Origin of the sequence: Nocardioides seonyuensis (assembly GCF_004683965.1) — a bacterium.
Classification (GTDB): Bacteria; Actinomycetota; Actinomycetes; order Propionibacteriales; family Nocardioidaceae; genus Nocardioides; species Nocardioides seonyuensis.
Genome location: NZ_CP038436.1, coordinates 2481924 through 2496330 on the forward strand (window position 1 = coordinate 2481924; position 14407 = coordinate 2496330).

A 14407-nucleotide genomic window follows, 5' to 3' on the forward strand; every position below is an offset into this window, starting at 1 on the left:
GGGGTGGGGGCCGATGATCCCCGCACCGGGCACGGTCGGGCAAGGACGGCGTCCACGTCAGGTGTCGAGCGACGTCCGCAGCTCGGACACCACCGAATCGACGACGGCGACCAGGTCACCGCCGGACTCGTGCGCCACCTGGCGCTGGCGTTGGTAGGACGCGCCCCGCACGGGGATGTCTGCGACGGACCGCAGCTCTTCCTCACACCCCAGGCGCCGGGCGACGGGGGTGAGCCGCTCGAGCACGTCGCCCAGGTCGTCGGTCACGAGACGCTCGGTGTTCTCGTCGTCGAGGATCACCACGGCGTCCAGGCCGTAGCGCGCAGCGCGCCACTTGTTCTCCTGCACCGACCACGGAGGCATGGTCGGCAGGGTCTCGCCGGCCGCGAGGCGGGTGTCGAGGTCCACCACCAGGCAGTGGACCAGGGACGTGAGCGACGCCAGCTCGTGGATGTCGGACATCCCGTCGCAGACCCGGTGCTCCAGGGTGCCGAGGTGCGGGGCGGGCCTGACGTCCCAGCGCACGTCGGACATCGAGTCCACCACCCCGGTGGTGGTCTGGTCGGCGATGCACGCCTCGAACTCCTCCCACGTGTCGAAGGCGAAGGGGAGCCCGGCGGTCGGCAGCTGCTGGAACATCAGGGACCGGTTGGAGGCGTAGCCGGTGTCCTGCCCGGCCCACACCGGCGAGCTCGCGGACAACGCGAGCAGGTGGGGGTAGGTCGTCAGCAGCGAGGCGAGCACCGGCATCACGCGGTCGCGCTCGGGCATGCCCACGTGCACGTGCACGCCCCAGATCAGCATCTGGCGTCCCCACCACTGGGTGCGGTTGATCAGCTCGGCGTAGCGGTGGCCCTCGGTGAGCTGCTGGTCGGACCAGTCGGCGAAGGGGTGGGAGCCTGCGCCCATCAGGTCGATGCCGAGCTCGTCGGCAGCAGGGACGACCACACGCAGCGTCCGGCTGAGGTCCTCGACGGCCTCCGCGGTCGTCGTACAGATGCCGGTCACCACCTCGACGGTGTTGCGCAGCAGCTCCTTGTGGAGGCGCGACGGGTCGTCGAGCCGCGCACTCGCCAGCTCGAAGAGGTCGGAGGCCCTGCTCACCAGGTCACGGCTGGTCCGGTCGACGAGGGCGAACTCCCACTCGACGCCCAGGGAGGGCTCGGCGGAGGCGTGGAAGTCGAGGCGCACGTGACAACTCTGCCACCATGACCCGGTGGCGTACGACGACCGGCAGGACGAGGAGACGACGGCCGAGCGTGCCAAGCGGATCCACCTCACGATGGACCTGTGCCTGCGGATCGGCGAGCTGCTGCTCTCCTCGGGCGCCGGTGCCGCCGACGTCGTGGCCACGATGACCGCCGTCGCCCACCACCTCGGGCTGCGCCAGGCCGACGTCGACGTGACGTTCACGGCGCTGTCCATGAGCTACCAGAGCGGCCCCGACGAGGTGCCGATGCTCCTGATGCGCCACGTCCGCCAGCGCGACATCGACTACCAGGACCTCACGGCGGTCGACCACCTCGTCCGCGACATCCTCACCGACCGGGCGGACCTCTACCTCGGCCGCTCGCGGATGGCGACCATCGTGTCGCTCGGCCACAACCTCCCCCGGTGGGGCGTCACGCTCGCGTGGGCCGTCATGGCCGCCGCCGTCGGCCTGTTCCTCGGGGGCGGCGCGATCGTGGCCGTGGTCGCGTCGGTCTCCGCCGTGGCGATCCACCGTGTCCAGCTGTTCCTCGGCCGCCGACGCCTGCCGTTCTTCTACCTGCAGGTGGCCGGCGGCGCGATCGCGACGCTGATCGCCGCCGGCGTGGCCGCGACCGCCGTCGAGGTCGACACCTCCGTCGTCGTGACCGCCAACATCATCATGCTCCTCGCCGGGATCGGGACCATGGGCGCGGTCCAGGACGCCCTGACCGGCTTCTACATCACCGCCGGCGCGCGGTTCATCGAGGCGATGATGGCCACCGCCGGCATCATCGCCGGGGTCGCGCTCGGCATCTCCCTGGCCGAGTTCGCAGGTGCTCCGCTCGGCCTCATCGAGCCCGGCGAGGCCGGCGAGCTCGGCGACCTGCCGCTGATCATGGTCGGGGCCGCGGTCTCCGCCGCGGCGTTCTCCGTGGCCTGCTACGCCCCCTGGCGCGGCGTCGTGCCGATCGCGGCGCTGACCGCGGTCGCGGCCGCGATCCAGCAGGGCTTCGCCGTCAACGGCTTCGACCGGGTGACGGCCGCCGGGGCGGCGGCGTTCTTCATCGGCCTGGTGGCCTACGCGGTCGCCGGGCGGGTGCGGGTGCCGCCGCTCGTGGTCGCCGTGCCCGCCATCGTGCCGTTCCTCCCCGGGCTCTCGATCTACCGCGGCCTCTCGCTGCTCGCCGACGGCGGCGCCGCGACGTCCCAGGGCCTCCTCGCGCTGGTGACGGCCGTGTCCGTGGCGATCGCGCTGGCGTCCGGGGTGATCCTCGGCGAGTACGTCGCCCAGCCGCTCAAGCGCGAGGCGCGCAAGCTGGAGGACCGGCTCGCCGGGCCCCGGCTGGTCGGCCCCTTCCGCGCGCTCTCGCGCGCCGAGCGGCGTGCTCTCCGACGCGAGGCCTGACGCCGAGTCGGCGCCAGATCCCGCCGAGTCGGCGCTAGATCCCGCCGAGTCGGCGCTAGATTCCGCCGAGTCGGCGCTTGATCCCGCCGAGTCGGCGCTAGAGGCCCGTCGAGTCGGCGCTAGTGCTCACGCCAGCGGTGGCACCAACTCGAGCCAGCGTCGGTGCGAGCCGTCGTACGGCGCCTCTCCCGCGAGCACCGCGGCCAGGACGCGGTCGCAGCTCTGCCGGGCATTGCTGACCACCTCGTCCGGGTAGTCGAGCGCCACCTGGTGGGTGACGAACTCGTCCTCGTCGTCGACGAAGACCTCGCCCGCCGGGTCGGTCAGGCGTATGACGTCGAGGTCCAGGTCGACGGCCCGGAGCACGTCGCCGTCCCACACGGGTGGACTGCTTATGTCGATGTAGAGGTCGCACCAGATGCCCGGTTGGTGGAAGGTCGCGAGGAACCAGCCGTCCCGCGGCACGAGGGTGACCGAGTCCACCTCGGACTCGAACTCGAACCCGGGGCGGGCGTTGTGGGTGCGTGCCGGGAAGCCGACCCAGTCGCCGTGCTCGTCAGAGCCGAGGTAGGTGCCGGTGAAGCGCCAGTGCGGGGCATCGCCCCACTTGGTCATCTCGACGCGGACAGACGCGCCCGGCTGGTGGGGCATGGCGCGATTCTGGCAGGCCGCCCCCGCCGTCGTACGAACCGCGGCCGCGCGACGGGCTGACGTCACCATCATGTGTCGTCCGGCCGCAGTTCGTCTCCTCGTTAGCGCCGACTCGACACCGCGTTTGCGCCGCCTCGGCGGAGGTTGGCGCCGACCCGGCGGAGGTTGGCGCCGACTCGGCGTGTGGTTGGCGCCGACTCGGCGGTCAGACCACGCGCGGGGCGATGCGGGCGACGACGTCCTGGTAGCGGGAGCCGGCGAGCTTGGCGAAGTGGTGCATGGCGTGGGCGTCGGCCCCGACGAGCACGCGCGCCTTGCCGGCGAGGGCGCCCTTGAGGATGATCCCGGCCGCCTTGTCGGCCGGCATCCGGGCCAGCTTCTCGTCGAAGGTCGACACCAGCGACGCCTGGTCCTCGTGGGCGGTGGTGCGGCCGTTGCGGGCGATGCCGGTCTTGATGCCGCCGGGGTGGACGCACGTGACGGTCACGGGGTGGCGGTTGACGAGCATCTCCTCGCGCAGCGCCTCGGTGAAGCCGCGGACGGCGTACTTGGTGGCGTTGTAGGCGCTCTGGCCGGGCATCGAGATCAGGCCGAACAGCGAGGAGATGTTGACCAGCGCGCCGTTGCCCGAGGCGATGAGGTGGGGGAGGAACTCCTTGGTGCCGTTGATGACGCCGTTGAAGTTGATCCCGACGATCCAGTCGAACTCGTCGTAGGACATGTCCTCGAAGTCGCCGCTCATCGAGACGCCGGCGTTGTTGACCACCATGTTGACCCGGCCGAACTGGCCGACCACGTCGGTGGCCCACTGGCCGACGACGGCCCGGTCGGAGACGTCGACGACGTCGCTGCGGACCTCGGCGCCGAGCGCCTTGACGATGTCGACGGTCTCGGCCAGGGCGTCGGCGTCCCAGTCCGACAGGGCGAGGAGGGCGCGCTGGCTGGCTGCCAGGCGCGCCATCTCGCGGCCCATCCCGCCGCCGGCTCCGGTGATGACGACGACCTTGCCGTTGAGGGTCCGAAGGCTCATGCGAGTGCTCCCTGCTGGTCGGTGGTGCTGGGCTGATCGGTGGTGCTGGGCTGTGCGGTGCCTGGCTGGCTGCGGGCGGGCTCGACGTCGTACGCCTCCACGTCGAAGCGGGACAGGAGCCTGCGGAAGGTGAAGGTGGCGCGCGGCCACAGGGTGGTGTTGTTGCCGTGGTCGTCGAGGTACCAGCTCGAGCAGCCGCCGGTGTTCCACACGGTGCGGCCGAGCCGGCGCTGCATGTCGGCGTTCCAGTCGTCCTGGGCGACCCGCTGCGGCTCGACCGCGGCGAGGCCGCGCGAGCGCATGGTGCGCAACGCGTCGACGACGTAGGCGATCTGGCTCTCGATGATGAACACCATCGAGGAGTGGCCCAGGCCGGTGTTGGCCCCGACGATCTGGAACAGGTTGGGGAAGCCGCGTGTGGTGGTGCCCTTGTAGGAAGCCATGCCCCGCTCGGCCCAGACCTCGGCGAGCGTCCGGCCGCCGCGGCCGCGGATGTGCTCGGCGATGGGCTGCTCGGTGGTGTGGAAGCCGGTCGCCACGATGAGCACGTCGATCGGTCGCTCGACGCCGTCGGCGGTGACCACCGCGTCGCCGGTGACCTTGGTGATGCGGTCGGTGACGAGGTCGACGTTGTCGGCGGCCAGCGCGGGGTAGTAGGTGTTGGAGATCAGGATGCGCTTGCAGCCGATCTCGTAGGTCGGCTGGACCTTGTCGCGCAGCTCGGGGTCGGCGATCCCGCGGGCGATGTTGGCCTTGGCCAGCGCGCGGCTCGGCGCCGCCAGCCTGGGGCTCACCGTGAAGCCGGGCACGAGCATCTCGCGGCTGAGGTAGACGCCGGTGCGGTAGGCCTTCTGCACTCCCGGGACGTGCTTGAGCGCGAGGCGCTCGAGGCGGGAGTAGCGACGGTCGAGGCGGGGCACGACGTAGGGCGCGGTGCGCTGGTAGACGTCGAGGTGGGCGACGTCGGGCTGGATCGAGGGGACGATCTGGATGGCGGAGGCGCCGGTGCCGATGACGGCGACCCGCTTGCCCTTCAGGTCGATCGAGTGGTCCCAGCAGGCGCTGTGGAACAGCTCGCCCTGTAAGGTCTCGAGCCCCTCGATGTCAGGGAGCTTGGGCTCGGAGAGCCCGCCGGAGCCGGAGATCAGGGTGCGTGCGAGGACCGTCCCCCGGGAGGTGCGGACCTCCCAGTGCTGGGCGTCGTCGTCCCAGTGGGCGTCCTCGAGAGCGGTGCCGAAGGCGAACCTGTCGAGGACCCCGGACTCCCGGGCCACCCGCTGGAGGTAGGCCTCGATCTCTGGCTGCGCCGAGAACGAGCGCGACCAGTCGGGGTTGCGCGCGAAGGAGAAGGAGTAGAGCTGGCTCGGCACGTCGCACGCGGCACCGGGGTAGGTGTTGGCGCGCCACGTGCCTCCGACGCTGTCGGCCTTCTCGACGACGAGGAAGTCGCGCTCGCCCGCCTCGTCGAGCTTGATGGCGGCGCCGAGGCCGGCGAACCCGGCTCCGACGACCAGGTGGTCGACGCGGGCGGGCAGGGCATCGGGAGAAGAAGAGGGCAGGGGGCGGTGGCTCTCGCTCATGCGGCGAGCCTATTGGCGTTATTGAACATCCGTCAATAGGCTGTCCACATGACCACCCGGCGCACCCGCCTGTCGCCCGAGGAGCGGCGCACCCAGCTGCTCGACCTCGGCGCCCACCTGTTCGCCACCCGGTCGGTGGAGGAGATCTCGATCGACGTCCTCGCCGAGGAGGCCGGCGTCTCGCGCGGGCTGCTCTACCACTACTTCGGCAACAAGTCCGACTTCCGTGAGGCGGTCATCCGGCACGCCGTGGAGGACCTCGTCGCCCAGACCGCGCCGCCCGCCGAGGGGGAGCCGGTCGAGCGGCTGCTGGCCTCACTCGGCGTCTACGTCGACTACGTCCTCGCCAACCTGACGCTCTACCGCTCGCTGGTGCGCGCCGCTGCCGGTGGCACCGACGAGGTGCTGGCGCTCTACGAGGAGGGCCGCGCCGCCCTGACCGACCGCATCTTCCGCGAGGACGCCCAGGGCGAGATCCTCGTCGACACCCCGCGCACCCGGCTCGTCGTACGCGGCTGGTCGGCGATGACCGAGGAGATGGTGCTGTCCTGGGCCGAGGACCCCGCGGGCATGACGCGCGAGGAGCTGCTCGGCGTCCTGGCGCTCTCGCTGCCCGCCTTGGTCGAGCTGACGCCCTGACCCGCTGACGCCCTGACCGGCTGACGCAGGCACGGGCCGACAACCCGGTTGCGCCCGTGGGCGAGAATGTCGCCCGTCGTGAAGATCACCTACCCGCCCGAGCTGCCGGTCAGCGCCCGTCGCGATGACATCGCGGCGGCCCTGCGCGACCACCAGGTCGTCATCGTCGCGGGCGAGACCGGGTCCGGCAAGACGACCCAGCTGCCCAAGATCTGCCTGGAGGCCGGCCGCGGGAAGGGGCCGGCCGCCGGTGGGCAGCTGATCGGCCACACCCAGCCGCGGCGCATCGCAGCCCGCGCGGTCGCCGAGCGCATCTCCGAGGAGCTCGGCACGACGCTGGGCGAGGAGGTGGGCTACCAGGTGCGGTTCGCCGACCACACCGGCAAGGCCAGCCGGGTCAAGCTGATGACCGACGGCATCCTGCTCGCCGAGCTCCAGCGCGACCGCGACCTGCGCAAGTACGACACCCTCATCATCGACGAGGCCCACGAGCGCTCGCTCAACATCGACTTCCTGCTGGGCTACCTCAAGCGGCTGCTGCCGCGGCGGCCCGACCTCAAGGTCGTCATCACCAGCGCCACGATCGACGTCGACCGCTTCGCGGCCCACTTCGACGCGCCGATCATCGAGGTCTCCGGGCGCACCTACCCCGTCGAGGTCCGCTACCGGCCGCTGCTCGAGGTGCCGGAGGACGACGAGGAGGGCGAGGTCGTCCAGCGCGACCAGACCGAGGCGATCCTCGACGCCGTCCGCGAGCTGTCCGCCGAGGGCCCCGGCGACGTGCTGGTCTTCCTGCCCGGCGAGCGCGAGATCCGTGACACCGCCGACGCGCTCGAGGGCCTCGAGAGCCGGCCGGGGTCGCGGCTGGAGGTCGTCCCGCTCTACTCCCGCCTCTCTGCCGCCGAGCAGCACAGGGTCTTCAGCAGCCACCCCGCCACCGTGCGCCGCGTCGTGCTCGCCACCAACGTCGCCGAGACCTCGTTGACGGTGCCCGGCATCAGGTACGTCGTCGACACCGGCGTCGCGCGGATCAGTCGCTACTCGGTGCGCACCAAGGTGCAGCGGCTGCCGATCGAGCCCATCAGCCAGGCCTCGGCCAACCAGCGCTCGGGCCGGTGCGGGCGCGTCGCCGAGGGCATCGCGATCCGGCTCTACTCCGAGGAGGACTTCGAGTCTCGACCGGAGTTCACCGACCCCGAGATCCTGCGCACCAACCTCGCCAGCGTCATCCTCCAGATGGCCTCGCTACGCCTCGGTGACATCGCGCGGTTCCCCTTCGTCGAGCCGCCCGACAAGCGCAACGTCAAGGCCGGCACGGACCTGCTGGAGGAGCTGGGGGCGGTGGACGGCCCGCGGTTGACCAAGCTGGGCCGCCGCCTCGCGCGACTTCCCATCGACCCGCGCCTGGGGCGGATGATCCTCGAGGCCGAGCGGCTCGGCTGCGTGCGCGACGTGCTCGTCATCGCCGCGGCGCTCTCGATCCAGGACCCGCGCGAGCGTCCGCAGGAGCAGCGCGCGCACGCCGACCAGCTGCACGCTCGGTTCACCCACGAGTCGAGCGACTTCCTCACCTGGCTGAACCTGATGAGCCACATCCGCGAGCAGCAGCGCGAGCTCTCCTCCAGCGCCTTCCGGCGGATGTGCAAGCGCGAGTTCCTCAACTACATGCGCATCCGCGAGTGGCAGGACTACGAGTCCCAGCTGCGCCGCGTGTGCAAGGAGATGGGTCTCACCGTCGAGCCGCGCCGCCCCGACGACTCGGGCGCCCACGACGAGGACGGGATCCACCAGGCACTGCTGTCGGGCCTGCTCAGCCACGTCGGCGTGCTGGAGGAGCGTGACAAGGGCAAGCCCAGCTCCTCGGGCAAGGGTGAGCGCCGGCCCATGCGCGAGTATCTCGGCGCCCGCAACGCCCGCTTCGCGATCTTCCCCGGCAGCGTGCTGAAGGGCCGCAACCCTGCCTTCCTGATGAGTGCCGAGCTGGTCGAGACGAGCCGGTTGTGGGCGCGACAGAACGCCGCGATCAAGCCGGAGTGGGCCGAGCGGCTGGGCGCCCACCTGGTCAAGCGCTCCTACTCCGAGCCGCACTGGTCGAGCAAGCGGGCCGCGGTCATGGCGCGCGAGCGCGTGACCCTGTACGGCGTCCCGCTCGTCGCGGACCGCCTGGTCAACTACGGTCGCATCGACCGCGACCTGGCCCGCGAGCTGTTCATCCGGCATGCGCTGGTGCAGGGGGAGTGGCAGGCCGCCGAGCAGGGCCGACACGAGTTCCTGACCAGGAACGCCGAGCGCCTGCAGGAGGCCGAGGAGCTCGAGCACCGTGCGCGGCGCCGCGACATCGTGGTGGACGAGCACACGCTCTTCGACTTCTACGACGCCCGCGTCGGCGCCGAGGTGGTCAGCGGCCAGCACTTCGACCAGTGGTGGAAGCTCGAGCGCCGCAAGCACCCCCACCTGCTCGACTTCGATCCGGCGATGCTGACCCACGACGCTGCCGGGGAGGTGCGGCAGGCCGACTTCCCCACCCAGTGGCACGACAGCGAGGAGGCCGGCCTGACCTTCCCGATCAGCTACCACTTCGAGCCGGGCACCGTGGACGACGGGCTGACGATCGAGGTCCCGGTGGCCACCCTCAACCGCGTCGACGCCGACGACTTCTCCTGGCTCGTGCCGGGGCTGCGCGAGGAGCTGGTGACCGAGCTGATCCGGTCGCTCCCGAAGACCCTGCGGGTGGGCCTGGTCCCGGCGCCCAACACCGCTCGCGAGTTCCTCGCGTCGACGCCGCCGGGAGCCGAGCCGCTGCTTGCCGCCCTGGAGCGCTTCGCCCGGGCGACCCGCAGCCTGGTGATCCCTCGGGAGGCGTGGGACTGGTCGCGGATCCCGGCCCACCTGCAGCCGACGTTCCGCGTGGTCGACGAGACCGGCGCCGAGGCCGGTCGCGGCAAGGACCTCGAGGCGCTCAAGGAGCCCCTGCGCGAGACGTTCGAGCAGGCGATGGCTGAGGTGGCGGCCGACTCCGGCGCCACCGCGACCGGGCAGACGTCGTGGACCTTCGGCACGCTGGAGGAGTCGTTCGTGCAGCGCCGCGCGGGCCACGAGGTGCGGGGCTTCCCGGCCCTTGTCGACGAGTTCATTCACGTGAATGAACCTCCGGGGACCCCCACCGTCGGCCTGCGCGTGCTCGCCACGCCGGAGGAGGCCGCAGCCCACCACCGCCTGGGCGTGCGACGGCTGGTCCTGGTTGCCCTGGTGGGCGGCGGCCGGAGCACCTACGAGACCCGCTTCGCGAGGACGGCCACGACCGAGCAGAAGCTCGCCCTGGCCGGCTCGCCGTACTCCTCGGTCGCCGAGCTGCTCGCCGACCTCGAGGCCGCGGTGGTGCTCGACGTCGTCGACTCGCGGCCGCCGGTCCGTGACGAGGCGTCGTACGACGACCTGGTGACGCAGGCGCGCAACGCGCTGGAGACGTCGTACGACACCGCCGTGCTCGACCTGACCCGCCTCCTCGCGGCCTGGCGCGCTGCCGACAAGTCGCTGTCCGGGCGGGCCGAGCTGATGACCCTCCCCGCGCTGACCGACATGCGCTCACAGGTCGGCCGCCTCGTCGGCCGCGGCTTCGTCGGTGACGCAGGCGCGAGCCGGCTGCGCGACATCGCCCGCTACCTCACCGGGGTCGTGCACCGTCGCGAGCGGCTCGAGTCGCAGGTTGCCCGCGACCGCCAGCTCATGGACCAGCTCTCCGGGGTCCAGGCGGCCTGGCTCCACGCCGTCGCCGCCCTTCCTGAGGGTGCGCCGCTCCCGGCACACCTGCGCACCGCGCGCTGGATGATCGAGGAGTACCGCGTGTCCCTGTGGGCCCAGCAGCTCGGCACCCGCGAGAAGGTCAGCGACCAGCGCATCCGCAAGGTGCTGGGCGCGGCTGGTTGAGGAACGACGAAGTCGTGTCACGAAACCAGGTCGTGTCGTCGGTGCCGCGACCTAGTCTGGGGAGATGACCGATCGTCCCCACCACCGCCCGATGAAGCCGGGCGCCGAGTTCTTCACCGAGCTCGGGGGTGGGGCCGACCCTGCCCTCATCCGCGAGGCCGGCGACCTCGCCGCGACGCTGCTGGTGCGCGGGGTGCGCGAGTCCGACGACTCCGACATGGCCGAGCGCGTCGTGCGGCTGGCCGAGACAGAGGGTCTCGAGACGCTCGCCCAGGTCTGGGCGGGCGCCCCGGCCGACACGCTGGCCGGGGCGTTGTGGCGCCTCTACGTCCTCCGGTCCTGGGTGCACGGCTCACCGCGCCTGGCGGCGCGGGAGTTCGACGCCGGCAGGCAGCGCGCCCAGGTTGCCCGGGTGGTGGCAGGCGTGGCCGAGCCGCCCGGTCCCGACGAGCTGAGGGCCATGGTCGACGAGGTGCTCCGCGGCATCGGCGCCGACTTCGCGATGACCCTGATGCGCGCGGCGGCCTTCGCCCGGATCATCGCGACCGGGCGTGCGGCGCTCGGGGTCGGGGACGCAGCCCACTCGGGCGGCACCCCTCCCGGCGAGGTCGGCCGGATGCTGACGCTGGCCGAGCAGCTCGAGACGGCCGGTCTGCTGGAGCTGCGCGCCGAGCTGGTCTAGCTGTGACGAGAGACTTTCCGCGGGCTCTCGCCGTTCGCACCCCCCGCGGCTGGAGCGGGGTTTTATACTGTGGGAGTGCGCCGGGTCGTGGCAGCCCCGGGTCCCAAAATTAGCCGCTACGAGCGGCCACGCGCCGTGAGGCGCTCCCGGCCCGGCGCACCCACCCGGCTCCTCGGGGCCCGCGCGGTCGCTACGTTGAGCGCGTGAGCGACTACCGCCCCGACATCGACGGCGAGCCCGACCCCGGCGAGATCGTGTGGGCGTGGGTGCCCTACGAGGACGACCCCGCGCAGGGGAAGGACAGGCCGGTCCTGGTCCTCGAGGCCGTGCCCGCCGACGACGGCTCCGAGACCTACGTGGGGCTGATGCTCACGAGCAAGGACCACGACCGCGACGCGGCCGACGAGGCCAGCCACGGCCGGTTCTGGATGGACATCGGCACCGGCGCGTGGGACTCCCGGCGTCGGGCGAGCGAGGTGCGCCTGGACCGGCGCATCGTGCTGCACCGCGATGCCGTACGACGCGAGGGTGCCGCGCTGGGTGAGGAGCTCTTCGAGACAGTGCTCGCCGCAGCCGCATTGCACGCCCGTTAGGGTTCCCGCTGTGGTCTTGACACGTGTGGCACTGGGCGCGGGGGCGTTGTCGTTGGCCCTCCTGGCTTCGGCGTGCACCGGCGACGCCGAGCCGCGACCCGCGCCCCCGACGTCGTCCGCCTCGCCCTCGGCCAGCACTCCGGCCCAGCCGCGCACCGTGACCTTCGGCATGTTCGGCTCGAAGGAGGAGATCGGCGCGATGAGGGGCGTCGTGGAGTCCTTCAACGCCTCCTCGACCACCCGCAAGGTCAAGATGGTGACCTGGCCCGACCACGAGTCGGCCCTCGACGACATCCTAGCCGGCAACGTGCCCGACGTCTTCCTCACCTCCCGCATCGACCTGGGGCAGCTGATCGACGCCGAGGTGCTGCGTCCGGTGAGCCTGCTCCTCGACGAGCGCGGCGTCGACTTCGGTGACCGGTTCTCGCGCGACGCCGTCGACGCCTTCGCGTTCGAGGACGAGCTGCAGTGCATGGCCTACTCGGTCTCGCCGATGGTCGTCTACTACAACGACGAGCTCGTCGACTTCGAGAAGATGGAGCGCCGCGAGCTGGAGGTGCCCTCCGAGAAGGCCGAGCGGTGGACACTGGAGCAGTTCGAGGCCGCGGCGCGTTTCGCCTCGCGCAGGGGCGACGTCCGCGGCGTGTGGATCGACCCCAGCCTTGCGGGGCTCTCCCCGTTCATCCACTCCGGGGGCGGCAAGGTCTTCGACGACGACGACGAGCCGACCTCCCTCGCCTTCAGCGACGACGACACCCGCGAGGCGCTCAGCCAGACCCTGGCCGTGCTGCGAGACCCGACGCTGACCCCGAACCGCAAGCAGCTGGCACGAGCGACGCCGCTCGAGCTCTTCAAGCGCGGTCGGCTGGCGATGATCGCCGGCTACCGCAACCTCGTGCCCGAGCTGCGCCGCGCCCCGGGACTCTCCTTCGACGTGATCTCGATGCCCGCCCTCGACGACAACGCCACCGTCGGCGACATCTCGGGCCTGTGCATCTCCTCGGAGACCCAGGTCGCCGGTGACGCCGCCGACTTCATCGCCTACGCCGTCTCCGACGCGGCCGTCGAGGCAGTCGCAGCCACGGGCTACATCGTCCCGGCCAACACCGAGGTGGCGTCCTCCGACGCCTTCCTCGCGCCCGCCGAGCAGCCCGAGCACGCCGAGGTGTTCACCAACAGCATCCGCCACATGGTCGTGCCGCCCTTCGTCGCCGACCGGGTGGCACTCGTGGACGCGGTGGAGCCCCTGCTGCGGCGCATGGTCACCGCACCGGGGGCGCTCGACCTCGAGCAGATCACCGAGGCCATCGACGAGGCGTCGCGCGAGGTGCTGAGCCCGCCCGAGGAGGAGCCCACCGAGCCGTCGGAGTCAGCCTCCGAGTGACTCCTGCGGCGTCTGCTCCGTCGGCTCCTCGTCAGCGGCCAGGATCGCGCCGGTGAGCGCGCCGACCACCAGCTCCTGCTGCCACGGCCGGGCGCCGTAGGCGGTGAGGCGCTCCCGCACGGCGGTGGCGAGGTCGGCGGCCTCGCGGGTCGAGGGCGGGTCCCACATCAGCCGCCGTACGTAGTCGGGAGTGATGAGGTTCTCGACCGGCACCTGGTGGGCCTCGGCGATGTTCAGCATCGACTCGCGGGCGGCACGGAAGCGGCGGTCGGCGACAGGGTCGCGGTCGGCCCAGGTGCGGGGGTGGGGCGGTCCGTCGCCACGCGGGGCACGAGCCGGCAGCTCGTCCTCCGGCATGGCTGCCACGCGTTGGAGCGCATCGACCCAGGTGGCGGCGTAGCGGGAGGCTCCACGACCGTGGAACCCCTGCGTGGCCAGGAGTGACCGGCGGTCGGTGGGGAGCGCCGTGGCGGCGGCGACGATCGCCGAGTCGGGCAGGATGCGTCCGGGCGTCACGTCGCGCTCGGCGGCCACCCGGTCACGGGCCTCCCACAGCGCGCGCGCCGCACCCAGGGCGCGCCGTCCGCGGAGCCGGTGCACGCCGGAGGTACGGCGCCACGCCTCCTGCCTGACCGTCGGCTCGAAGTCGAGCAGGTGGGCGAACTCCTGGGTCGCCCACTCGGCCTTGCCGGACGACTCCAGCTCGTCGGCGAGGTGGTCGCGCAGCTCGACGAGGACCTCGACGTCGAGGGCGGCGTACTCGAGCCACGACTCGGGCAGCGGCCGGGTCGACCAGTCCGCGGCGGAGTGCTCCTTGCGCATGCGCTGGCCCAGGACGGTCTCGACCAGCGTGGCGAGGCCGACCCGGGGATAGTTGAGGAGGCGCCCGGCCAGCTCGGTGTCGAAGAGCGAGGAGGGTCGCAGGCCCACCTCGCGCAGGCAGGGGAGGTCCTGGGTGGCGGCGTGGAGGATCCACTCGACGCCCTCGAGCGCCTCGGCGAGCGGGGCCAGCGTGGAGAGCGGGATCGGGTCGACCAGCCAGGTGCCGGAGCCCTCGCGCCGCAGCTGGATCAGGTAGGCGCGGCTGGAGTAGCGGTAGCCCGAGGCGCGCTCTGCGTCGATGGCCACCGGGCCGCTGCCGGCCGCGATCGCCGCGCTCACCTCGGCGAGCCCGGCGTCGGTCTCCACCACGGCCGGGAGACCGTCGCGCAGGACCAGCAGGGGCGCCTGGGGGTCCTCTGCCGGAGTGTCTGCAGGAACCTCTTCGAGGCCCTCCGGGTCGTCGGGGGACGGCAGGTCGTTCTCGAGTGGGGTGTCCGTCATGG

The 14407-nt window shown here is 72.0% G+C and carries 11 protein-coding genes; 6 read left to right on the forward strand and 5 right to left on the reverse strand.

Features of this window, described 5'->3' with window-relative positions:
- Nucleotides 1-57: 57 nt before the first annotated feature.
- Nucleotides 58-1191, reverse strand: a complete 1134-nt coding sequence (locus tag EXE58_RS12080) for a glutamate--cysteine ligase (protein WP_135268121.1) — start codon at nucleotides 1189-1191, stop codon at nucleotides 58-60.
- A 25-nt stretch (nucleotides 1192-1216) separates the two neighbouring features.
- Here EXE58_RS12080 and EXE58_RS12085 point away from each other — a divergent pair, with 25 nt between their 5' ends.
- Nucleotides 1217-2596 (forward strand): threonine/serine exporter family protein, encoded by a 1380-nt coding sequence (locus tag EXE58_RS12085; RefSeq protein WP_244242195.1) that lies wholly within the window; start codon nucleotides 1217-1219, stop codon nucleotides 2594-2596.
- Between the two features lie 126 nt (nucleotides 2597-2722).
- Here the strand turns inward: EXE58_RS12085 and EXE58_RS12090 are convergent, their stop codons facing one another.
- The 3 genes from EXE58_RS12090 to EXE58_RS12100 form a co-directional block, all read right to left on the reverse strand.
- Nucleotides 2723-3247 (reverse strand): DUF402 domain-containing protein, encoded by a 525-nt coding sequence (locus EXE58_RS12090; RefSeq protein ID WP_167288855.1) that lies wholly within the window; start codon nucleotides 3245-3247, stop codon nucleotides 2723-2725.
- 205 nt (nucleotides 3248-3452) lie between these two features.
- Nucleotides 3453-4277 (reverse strand): SDR family NAD(P)-dependent oxidoreductase, encoded by an 825-nt coding sequence (locus tag EXE58_RS12095; protein ID WP_135268123.1) that lies wholly within the window; start codon nucleotides 4275-4277, stop codon nucleotides 3453-3455.
- The gene (locus EXE58_RS12100; RefSeq protein ID WP_135268124.1) at nucleotides 4274-5857 is read right to left on the reverse strand and encodes a flavin-containing monooxygenase; all 1584 of its coding nucleotides are present in this window, start codon (nucleotides 5855-5857) and stop codon (nucleotides 4274-4276) included. Before EXE58_RS12100 ends, EXE58_RS12095 begins: the two co-directional genes overlap by 4 nt.
- A 48-nt stretch (nucleotides 5858-5905) precedes the next feature.
- Here EXE58_RS12100 and EXE58_RS12105 point away from each other — a divergent pair, with 48 nt between their 5' ends.
- From EXE58_RS12105 to EXE58_RS12125, 5 genes are all read left to right on the forward strand, one after another.
- Nucleotides 5906-6496: a TetR/AcrR family transcriptional regulator gene (locus EXE58_RS12105; protein ID WP_135268125.1), complete on the forward strand. Its 591-nt coding sequence runs from the start codon at nucleotides 5906-5908 to the stop codon at nucleotides 6494-6496.
- Nucleotides 6497-6562: 66 nt separating this feature from the next.
- On the forward strand, nucleotides 6563-10423 hold the full coding sequence (gene hrpA / locus EXE58_RS12110; protein WP_135268126.1) for an ATP-dependent RNA helicase HrpA: 3861 nt from the start codon (nucleotides 6563-6565) through the stop codon (nucleotides 10421-10423).
- A 64-nt stretch (nucleotides 10424-10487) separates the two neighbouring features.
- The gene (locus EXE58_RS12115; RefSeq protein ID WP_244242196.1) at nucleotides 10488-11105 is read left to right on the forward strand and encodes a hypothetical protein; all 618 of its coding nucleotides are present in this window, start codon (nucleotides 10488-10490) and stop codon (nucleotides 11103-11105) included.
- Nucleotides 11106-11308: 203 nt separating this feature from the next.
- The gene (locus EXE58_RS12120) at nucleotides 11309-11698 is read left to right on the forward strand and encodes a type II toxin-antitoxin system PemK/MazF family toxin (RefSeq protein ID WP_135268127.1); all 390 of its coding nucleotides are present in this window, start codon (nucleotides 11309-11311) and stop codon (nucleotides 11696-11698) included.
- Nucleotides 11699-11708: 10 nt separating this feature from the next.
- Nucleotides 11709-13082 carry an extracellular solute-binding protein gene (locus tag EXE58_RS12125; protein WP_167288857.1) on the forward strand — a complete coding sequence of 458 codons (1374 nt, stop codon included), beginning with the start codon at nucleotides 11709-11711 and terminating at the stop codon, nucleotides 13080-13082.
- Here EXE58_RS12125 and EXE58_RS12130 read toward each other — a convergent pair.
- The gene (locus EXE58_RS12130) at nucleotides 13068-14405 is read right to left on the reverse strand and encodes a ribonuclease D (protein WP_135268129.1); all 1338 of its coding nucleotides are present in this window, start codon (nucleotides 14403-14405) and stop codon (nucleotides 13068-13070) included. The two genes, EXE58_RS12125 and EXE58_RS12130, sit on opposite strands and share 15 nt — an antisense overlap.
- Nucleotides 14406-14407: the final 2 nt, after the last annotated feature.